Origin of the sequence: Microcystis sp. LE19-195.1E, assembly GCF_027532095.1 — a bacterium.
Taxonomy (GTDB): Bacteria; Cyanobacteriota; Cyanobacteriia; order Cyanobacteriales; family Microcystaceae; genus Microcystis; species Microcystis aeruginosa.
Map to the genome: position 1 here is coordinate 1 of NZ_JAPZSZ010000347.1, position 8,087 is coordinate 8,087.

General features: G+C 42.4%; 9 protein-coding genes. 3 read left to right on the forward strand and 6 right to left on the reverse strand.

Annotation, left to right across the window (positions count from 1 at the left end):
* Positions 1 to 392 precede the first annotated feature (392 nt).
* From O9300_RS18660 to O9300_RS18670, 3 genes are all read right to left on the reverse strand, one after another.
* Complete coding sequence (locus O9300_RS18660; RefSeq protein WP_287973311.1) at positions 393 to 725, reverse strand: BON domain-containing protein; 333 nt, start codon at positions 723 to 725, stop codon at positions 393 to 395.
* Positions 726 to 747: 22 nt separating this feature from the next.
* Positions 748 to 1,677, reverse strand: coding sequence for a CoB--CoM heterodisulfide reductase iron-sulfur subunit B family protein (locus tag O9300_RS18665; protein WP_287973312.1), 930 nt, complete (start codon positions 1,675 to 1,677; stop codon positions 748 to 750).
* Positions 1,678 to 1,968: 291 nt separating this feature from the next.
* On the reverse strand, positions 1,969 to 2,319 hold the full coding sequence (locus O9300_RS18670; protein WP_002761268.1) for an STAS domain-containing protein: 351 nt from the start codon (positions 2,317 to 2,319) through the stop codon (positions 1,969 to 1,971).
* A 358-nt stretch (positions 2,320 to 2,677) separates the two neighbouring features.
* Between O9300_RS18670 and O9300_RS18675 the strand changes: the two genes are divergently transcribed.
* The 3 genes from O9300_RS18675 (at position 2,678) to O9300_RS18685 (ending at position 4,872) form a co-directional block, all read left to right on the forward strand.
* Positions 2,678 to 2,872: a hypothetical protein gene (locus O9300_RS18675; RefSeq protein WP_002761266.1), complete on the forward strand. Its 195-nt coding sequence runs from the start codon at positions 2,678 to 2,680 to the stop codon at positions 2,870 to 2,872.
* Between the two features lie 362 nt (positions 2,873 to 3,234).
* On the forward strand, positions 3,235 to 3,579 hold the full coding sequence (locus O9300_RS18680; protein WP_190720652.1) for a hypothetical protein: 345 nt from the start codon (positions 3,235 to 3,237) through the stop codon (positions 3,577 to 3,579).
* Positions 3,580 to 3,657: 78 nt separating this feature from the next.
* Positions 3,658 to 4,872 carry a DUF790 family protein gene (locus O9300_RS18685; RefSeq protein ID WP_287739583.1) on the forward strand — a complete coding sequence of 405 codons (1,215 nt, stop codon included), beginning with the start codon at positions 3,658 to 3,660 and terminating at the stop codon, positions 4,870 to 4,872.
* Between the two features lie 102 nt (positions 4,873 to 4,974).
* On the opposite strand, the gene O9300_RS18690 is transcribed toward O9300_RS18685, so the two are convergent.
* The 3 genes from O9300_RS18690 to O9300_RS18700 all read right to left on the reverse strand — a co-directional run.
* Complete coding sequence (locus O9300_RS18690; protein WP_190720655.1) at positions 4,975 to 5,436, reverse strand: Hsp20/alpha crystallin family protein; 462 nt, start codon at positions 5,434 to 5,436, stop codon at positions 4,975 to 4,977.
* Positions 5,437 to 5,729: 293 nt separating this feature from the next.
* Positions 5,730 to 7,103, reverse strand: a complete 1,374-nt coding sequence (locus O9300_RS18695; RefSeq protein WP_287973314.1) for a 1-acyl-sn-glycerol-3-phosphate acyltransferase — start codon at positions 7,101 to 7,103, stop codon at positions 5,730 to 5,732.
* A 371-nt stretch (positions 7,104 to 7,474) separates the two neighbouring features.
* Positions 7,475 to 8,087 (reverse strand): Uma2 family endonuclease (locus O9300_RS18700; RefSeq protein ID WP_287973315.1); only part of this gene is annotated, 613 nt, incomplete at its 5' end.

Genomic DNA, 8,087 nt, shown 5'->3' on the forward strand with positions numbered 1-8,087 from the left:
CATAATAAATATTGGCAGAGGACTAAAGATTAGTTATTGTGACTAACTCTTTTGATTAGAAAAAGATAAACTTGAGAATTTTCATTCAAATTTATTGACTCAAAATCAGCTGTACTTAATTTAAATGAATCAACCCTAGGGGTTTGGGGGGTAGAACCCCCCAAAAGCTTGGATTGAGCGATAAAGTCGGAAGTAATACTAAATCCCTTGAGTCTAGGCTACATATCAGGAGAGGCACTCATGCAAAAGGGGGAATAAATAATCCGTTTTTAATAACCAGATTTAGGATCAGAATATTTTCATGTTTGGCGGTGTAACTTGTTGCATCAGGACTGACTCCTAACCCTAACAACAATTTTTGATTTTTACAAGAGGTTAACAGCCGTTCGACTTCACCCAATAGTTACTTGACTGGTATCGACGCTGGTTGCTCCATGAACTTTACTGGCGATCGCAACCATTTTATTTAAAGTCGCCTGATGGGAAACCTTGCCTTTTAGTACAACTTTACCACCAGTTTGAGCGACCCACAATTTGTCTTCATCAGCTAAATCCGGTGTCTCGTCAAAAGCTAAAACTACTCGTTTAGCTAGGCCGCTTTCGTCGTATTTTCCATCTAATCCGACTCTTTCGGGGGGAATACCCGCAGCAGCGGCTTTCCCCGCAATCGCACTAGCGGCATCTGCCGGTTTATCTAACCCGAAAATTCTTTTTAACCAATCCATTGCTAACACTCCTGATTGAGTTCTAAAACCCCAATTTCTTTAAGAGGGATTTGGTGGAAACGATGTGTCGATCTAATCCTAAACGATCGGGACTGACTCCGAGCGCTAAAGCGACTAATTGGGAAAAATGTAACACAGGTAAACCTAAACTTCGACCGATCGCTTTTGCCACTTCCGGTTGTCGGGAATCAAGATTAAGATGGCATAAAGGACAAGGGGTGACTAAACAATCGGCCCCTGCTGCCATGGCCTCTAAAATGTGTTTTCCTGCCATTTGGAAGGATTGGGTGGTGGCATAACTGGACAGGGGCCAACCACAGCATTGAGTGCGTCCTTGATAATAAATCGGATTTGCTCCCACGGTCCGAAAGACATTTTCTAGGGATTCCGGCTGAAAAGGATTATCGTAGGGGAGAGTATCCTGGGCGCGCAGGAGATAACAACCATAAAAACTGGCACAATTTAAGCCTGATAAGGGACGAATCACCTTGGCCGCCAGATTATCTAAGCCATAATCGCCGACAATTGCCCAGAGTAGGTGCTTAACCGTCGTCGTACCTTGGTAGGGGGAACAATGTTCTTTCTGTAAATAATTATTAACTTCCTCAACATAATTGGGATTATTATGCTTTGCTTCCTTCAAGCGCTCGTCCACATGACCGATCACTCCTTGACAGGTGCTACAGTGAGTCAACAGGGGTAAATTGAGGGCTTCCGCTAGGGCAATATTGCGCGCGTTGACGGTATCTTCCAAGAGTTGCGAATCTTCCTTATAGGTTCCCGAACCACAACAGGCAGCTTTTTTGAGTTCGACTAAATTAATCCCCAAAGCTTCCGTCAGGGCTGCCGTGGATAGATATAGTTCCCGACAGGCACCTTGGGCGACACAACCGGGAAAATAAGCATACTGGAGATTTTTGACTGTCATGGATTCTAGGAAATTACTACTCATTACCTATCTACCATCTTGGCCCCCTTCCCCTCTGTCATCACTAAAGTGATGGAATTTCTTAACAGACAGTCTTTTGTAATCTGCTCCGAACAAGTGTACGGTAGTTTGTCCCAGAAATAATATCCAAAAAGGAGGAGAGCCATCTCAACAGTATAATGGCTCTCCTTGAGAAAAATTGTTGTCCTGAGGAGTCGGTTGTACAAATGGGAATCTGCCCGGTCAAGAGGTGATTTACGGGGAGAATTGAGATTGTAGCCGAGAAATTGCGGCGAGAAACCCTATTTTGTCTGCTTAGGCCGCTTGGGGGAGGGTGATAACAGCATCAAAGTCAGCACGGCTAGGGAAAACCGAGAGAACCCGATCGAGTTGGGTTAATTCAAAGATAATCTTGACTGAAGGTGGAATAGAACAGATATTGAAGGATTTTTCTTGACTTTGAGCCAGACGAAAGGCGGTAACTAAAGCCATTAATCCAGCGCTGTCGAGGAATTCCACCCTACTCATATCCACGAGAAAAGTGATAGAGCGACTCTGGTTAACCAGATTGGTGAGCTGCTCTTGAAATTCTAGGACGTTAGCGGCGGTAATATAGCCGTTTGGCTCAAATAGAGCAATTTCCGGGACTTTTACAGGACTTTTCATGGCTGGGCTTTGAAATTCATAAATGAACCTTTTAACTGGAGATCAGATACCGCTATTATGTCCTAACTTTCTGATTTTGCAACCCCGGTCTCGATAAATTTCCTCTCTCCTGAAAAGATTAATCTTTTTTTAATCTTTCCCCTGTGGGAAGGAACCACTTTTAGGTTAACCTGATGATCCGGGGAGTCAAGAGGAACAGTGATCAAGGCTTATTAGGGCGAATACCAGGGGAAAGTCGTTAGGTTTAAGCTCTAATCCCGAATGACTGATGATGAACCAGCATTATACTGGTATTTTTGCTGAAATAAAGTAAAGCAGGATACAGAAACTAGATTTATTGAACTAGAGTAAGGAAATTGTGGATACCCAGCCGACTATCCGCCAATTAGTGGAACAAGCCCTATATTATCGTCAAATCACGCCAGAAATCGAAAACGGAATTAATGAACTCCTCGCTCGTCTTGGCTACGTTTCCGATGTGGATTACGAGGCCCTAGAGTTACTCATGGATGAAATGGACGAGGGCCGGATTAATCTCGTTCCCCGTCGGTAACTTCAGTTATCAGTGGTGAGTTTTCAGTTCACTGATGGCCTTTCGGTTCCTGTTATGCAATGGACGGGGTTATAAGGGATGAAACCATTATATAGAAAGACATTTAGCGATCACCCGATCAAACCGAACCTAGGCGTTGGGTTTCATGCTTCAACCCAACCTACGTTCATCTTATATTTAATTCCACCCACCTACTTAGCGATCACCCGATCGAACCAGACCAAGTAACGAAGAACCTCACTGATTACTGTTTACTGTTTACTGATTACTGATGACTGAACAATCCCCCAAAACCCAATTTCCCTAAATTTCCCCAAATTAATATAATTGACTTCAGGCTTTCTCTTAACCTGATTTTTTCCATGATTCCTTTAACTCTTAATCTCTTGCAAGGTTCCGTTACTTTTCGTTTCAGTCCCAGTGCTGCTCTGGATTTGCAAAGGGAAATTAATATTTTACTCGATCACCTGAAAGCGATCGCCAGTAATGCCGCTAGTGGGGGTAAACCCCAACCCCAAAAACCGCTGGAATATCAGCACACTGGTGATGTGTTTCTGGAAGTGTTTTGTAATCCCAATATTTATCCGAGTCCTTTTTCGGCTAAAGTTTTGTTAACGGTTCGTGACGATCGCCTACGCTTAACCACAGAAGCAGAATTAACCCGTGTAATCGAGGATTTAGAGCGTTATATCGACCAAAATAGTTAGAATCGGGGGATTTTTGGGGTTTCGACCTTTCCTTGTCGTCCCACCTCTCCCCATCTGATTATTCTTCTCTAGCTTGCCATGTTACCGACCGATTTATTGATTTCCCGTCAAAATGGCGAGACAATTATTCCCAAACGCTTACCGATCGCTCCTGATTATCTGATGATCGCTCAAGAACAAATCACCTGTTTTCAGGAAAGTATCGGTCAAACTAAGGGAGAATTAAGCCAAAAACTCCTAATCTTGGAGGGAGACAGTCCCGATTATAAAATTAAACGGGGATTTGCTCACCTATTAACCAATCATTTTGCCACCTTTGAGATTATTAGTCCCTTAGAACCGCAGGAATTAAGAAAAAGAGTTTTTGAACAAGCGGCTAACTTTGTTCCTATTCCCCAAAATCGATCGCTAATTCTTCAAACAATTGCCCAGCAACTCAGCCAAGAATTAAATCAAGAAATTTTTCCAGTAGCTCTAGAAAAAGGACTCTATGCTGATTTAGCAGAGAATAAAATTCTCACTCAATTTGATGCTCCCACCCCCGAAAACTTAATTCATCGTTTTAACCTCTCGCAAATTCAAGGTATTTTTTATCGGGCCAGTTATTTAATCATCAACGTCCACCGCAACGATCCGGGGGAATATAAATATCTCTTTCGCTATCTAAAACTATTTCGTTTAATGACTTATATCGAAGGGGATGCCGACACGGGATTTACTATTACTATCGATGGTCCCACCAGTTTATTTAAAGCTAACAGTCGTTATGGCATTGAAATCGCTAAATTAATTCCTGCCTTACTCCATGTTACTCACTGGAATCTGAAGGCACAATTACAGTATAAAGATTCCTATACAGGCACTATTAAAAAACAACAGTTCAATTTAGAGGATAACTGTGGTCTGGTGTCCCACTATTCCCCAGGTAAACCCTACGATAGTATGTTAGAGGAATCTTTCGCTAAACGTTGGTTACAGTTAAAAACTGAATGGCAACTAGAAAGGGAAGTGGATTTAGTGCCTTTACCCGGAGGAGTGATGATTCCCGATTTCCGTTTAGTGCATCCCGATGGTCGCGTTTTTCTCCTCGAAATTGTTGGTTATTGGCGACCAGAATACCTACAAAAGAAATTTTTACAGGTTAAATCGGCCCAAGCAAATAATCTAATTTTAGCCGTATCGGAACGGTTAAATCTAGAAAAAGCCGGAGTTAAATTTCAAAATCTACCCGCTCAGGTTATCTGGTTTAAAGATAAATTATCACCCCAAGCAGTGTTAGAAGTTTTAAGTTAAAGGTTTAGGAAGCTAAAAGCGGAAGTATGGTTTGATACTCCCGCTTTGGTTTAATCACACTAGGTTAACTCTTTCGCTTAAGACCGGACAATGAGTACTACATCATTGAGCAATGGTAGGATTGATGGACACTTTCACCACTTTATTTTTTTCTTCTTCCGCTTTCGGGAGAGTGAGATTGAGAATGCCATCTTTGTATTCAGCAGTCACGTTATTGTTATCAACCCGAACCGGTAGAGGAATAACCCGATGAAATTTACCATAACGGAACTCAGTGCGGGTAAATCCTTCTTCTTCGGTTTTAATTTCCGATTTTCTTTCACCATTAACGGTCAGACTATCGGCTGTTACTTCCACGTTGAGGTCTTTGGCTTCCATACCAGGTATTTCCAGTTTAAGCTGAACGGCCTCTGGCGTTTCGGTAATTTCCGCCGCCGGGATGAAGGATAACCCCATTTTTTCGCCATTGCCCACATCAGTCGGTACAAGACGGTCAAACAAGCGATTCATTTCTTTCTGTAGGCTTTCTACTTCTCTGAAAGGTTCCCAACGTATAAGTGCCATATAAGTCACCTCCGAAGTTTTCTTAACGCTAGAGATGTTGGTTTATCTCTACCCTCTTATGATAGATAAAAGATTCTCTGACCGGGGTAGGGTTTTCGGTATTGAGTTTTTCCAGATTCCCGTACTATCTCCTATACTAGAGCTAGGTGAAAAAGTTTTTCCCGGGGAAGTGGGGGGTTTTCTCGGTGAACAGTAATCAGTGAACTGATAACTGATAACTCAAATCTGATAACTCAAATCTGATAACTGACTCCTAACCCCACCAACAAACTTATTCAGCAAACCCTAATTATCTACTGATGAATAATTAAACTTTCTAAACTGGTTTGTAAATCTTGGGTTAATTGGGCTACGGCCGAGCGTCGATCGCTTTTATAATCAGCATAGTGCTCGGATACGGAAATAGGTTTACCAATAGTTATTATCGCTTTTTGTTGACCAATTTGGGGACGAAAAAAGGGATTACCTCCCTTAATTCTTGTCACTAAATCCCAGAGTAATAAAATTGTCTCGGCAAATCTTTCTACGGTGGGTTTTTCTTTGACATAATAACCGGTTACTGAGACGAAACTTTCGACAATTCTCATGTGCCACATTTTTAAATTAGCTTCATCGGCCAGGCGATCAGCTAATCCTAATTCAAGGGGAGAAATAGAATGAGTGGGTTTTAATTCTTGGCGATAAATGCGTTCCCATCCTGCTTGTTCCAAACGACGACAGCGATCGATTACATTACCATTAGGAGAAACATTAAAATACTTTTCTACGGTTTGTAGGGCCACATCTAATAAATTGGCTAAACGTTTGGCTAGGGTTTCGTTTGGATCATCGCCATTGGCAGGTACTACAGGCAAAGATTGATAGTAGAAATCTCGATAAAAATCCTCCATTAAGGATAATAATCTTTCTCCTAACCGAAAAAGACGCTCGTATAAAACCTTTTCTTCTCGGGATGAATTCGGGGTGGGTTCTAAACCGCTATCGTTTTCTAAATTAGTTAAAATTTGCTCGATTTCTTGCCACACTGGAGTCAGATAAAAATACTGAATACCAATAGGTAAAATAATTACTTCTTGCTGTTGTTTAGCTTTTTTGACATCATCCACCCCCCAAAAAGCTAATTGAGAAATACCCGGTTCAATTGCGCTAACAAGCTCATTATGTCCGTTAGTTGCCCCTTCCGGAGCAGCGGCTAAAGGATAATCTCCTTCTAATAATAAACGACGAGCCGAACGCAATCCGATTAAATCGGCTTTTCCCCGTTGAATTGGTGTGCCACCTAACTTAGAATATAACCATCCTACCCTTTCTCCAGCCCATAAAGGAATCCCTCGATCATACATAAAATGAGCGTGAATTGGCTTGTTTAATTTTATTCCTAACTCTTCGGCTTTTTTGGGTACTAATTTCCACAAAAGATAGGCCATACAGTAGGGATCGTTAATACTGGGATGACGGAAAGCAAGCAGTAAACGGACTTTTTTCTCTTGACTTTTTTGATAAAATGTGATTAAAGTTTCTAGATTGGCGGCGGAAATTTCTCTTAAGTTGGTTTGAGTTTGTAACCAAAGAGGTAAAAAGATTTGACATCCCTTTAAAAGCAAGGAATTAAGGTCAGGGGGGATAAATTCGAGGGGAGGTTGCGCGCCCAAAGATAGATTAGACATATAAGTATAAGTAGTCGTGCCAAATAAATTTCCTAGTTGAGACAGTTATCAGTTATCAGTTATCAGTTATCAGTTATCAGTTATCAGTTATCAGTTATCAGTTATCAGTTATCAGTTATCAGTTATCAGATTTGAGTTTTCAGTTTACTGTTTACTGTTTACTGTTTACTGTTTAAGGAAGAATCAAAGAAAACTCTGATCAATAATTACCCACTGGTCAAAAGGTAATCACAGCAGCAAACAGGTGTCGAGCTAGATTTCAAATACACTGGGATTGCAGGATCTCTCAACCGTGAAAGGAGAAATTAACCGACTTTAAGCGAGGAGGAACACCAGTAGTTTACCTCCTCACCTAAACAAATACAGCTATACTATAGCTCTATCCCCATTTCTCGCAAACGAGCCGCCAGCCGTTGAGAACGCTGTCTTTCCGCTTCCAGAGCTTGCTGAGTAGCATTTAATTGCTCCTGTGCTGCGGCCGCCTGCTCCTGTGCCGCGGCCGCCTGCTCCTGTGCCGCGGCCGCCTGCTCCTGTGCCGCGGCCGCTTGCTCTTGTGCTGCGGCCGCTTGCTCTTGTGCCGCTTCTTCTGGCAAGGGGATTAAATTGCCTTCCGGGTCATAAAATCTCGCCCAAATTGCCGTTTCTCGGTCAATAGTCCCCTCCCAAGTTCCCAACCAATAGCCTAATGTTTCGCACCATAACCAGCCGCGCTCATTTCGTTCTAAAGAATGGTAGCGTTGGTCTGCTCCTAAATGCCATCCTTGTAAAGAATTGCCATCGAAAGGATCGTAGATGAAATAATCTGGCGTGCGGAAGGTTCCCTCATAAATGGCTTTTTTTCGGACTTTATCGGTTCTCGCGGTACTAGGAGAGGTTAATTCCACGATAACGTCAGGATAACGTCCCTCTTCTTCCCAAATTACCCAACCCTGTCGCTCTCTGCTGCCATCGACATTGAGGACAGCGAAGAAATCGGGCCCGCGA

Excerpts from the sequence above, each read along its gene's own strand:
- O9300_RS18660 (WP_287973311.1), bottom strand. The coding sequence starts at position 725 with ATGGATTGGTTAAAAAGAATTTTCGGGTTAGATAAACCGGCAGATGCC.
- O9300_RS18665 (WP_287973312.1), bottom strand. The coding sequence starts at position 1,677 with ATGAGTAGTAATTTCCTAGAATCCATGACAGTCAAAAATCTCCAGTAT.
- O9300_RS18670 (WP_002761268.1), bottom strand. The coding sequence starts at position 2,319 with ATGAAAAGTCCTGTAAAAGTCCCGGAAATTGCTCTATTTGAGCCAAAC.
- O9300_RS18680 (WP_190720652.1), top strand. The coding sequence starts at position 3,235 with ATGATTCCTTTAACTCTTAATCTCTTGCAAGGTTCCGTTACTTTTCGT.
- O9300_RS18685 (WP_287739583.1), top strand. The coding sequence starts at position 3,658 with ATGTTACCGACCGATTTATTGATTTCCCGTCAAAATGGCGAGACAATT.
- O9300_RS18690 (WP_190720655.1), bottom strand. The coding sequence starts at position 5,436 with ATGGCACTTATACGTTGGGAACCTTTCAGAGAAGTAGAAAGCCTACAG.
- O9300_RS18695 (WP_287973314.1), bottom strand. The coding sequence starts at position 7,103 with ATGTCTAATCTATCTTTGGGCGCGCAACCTCCCCTCGAATTTATCCCC.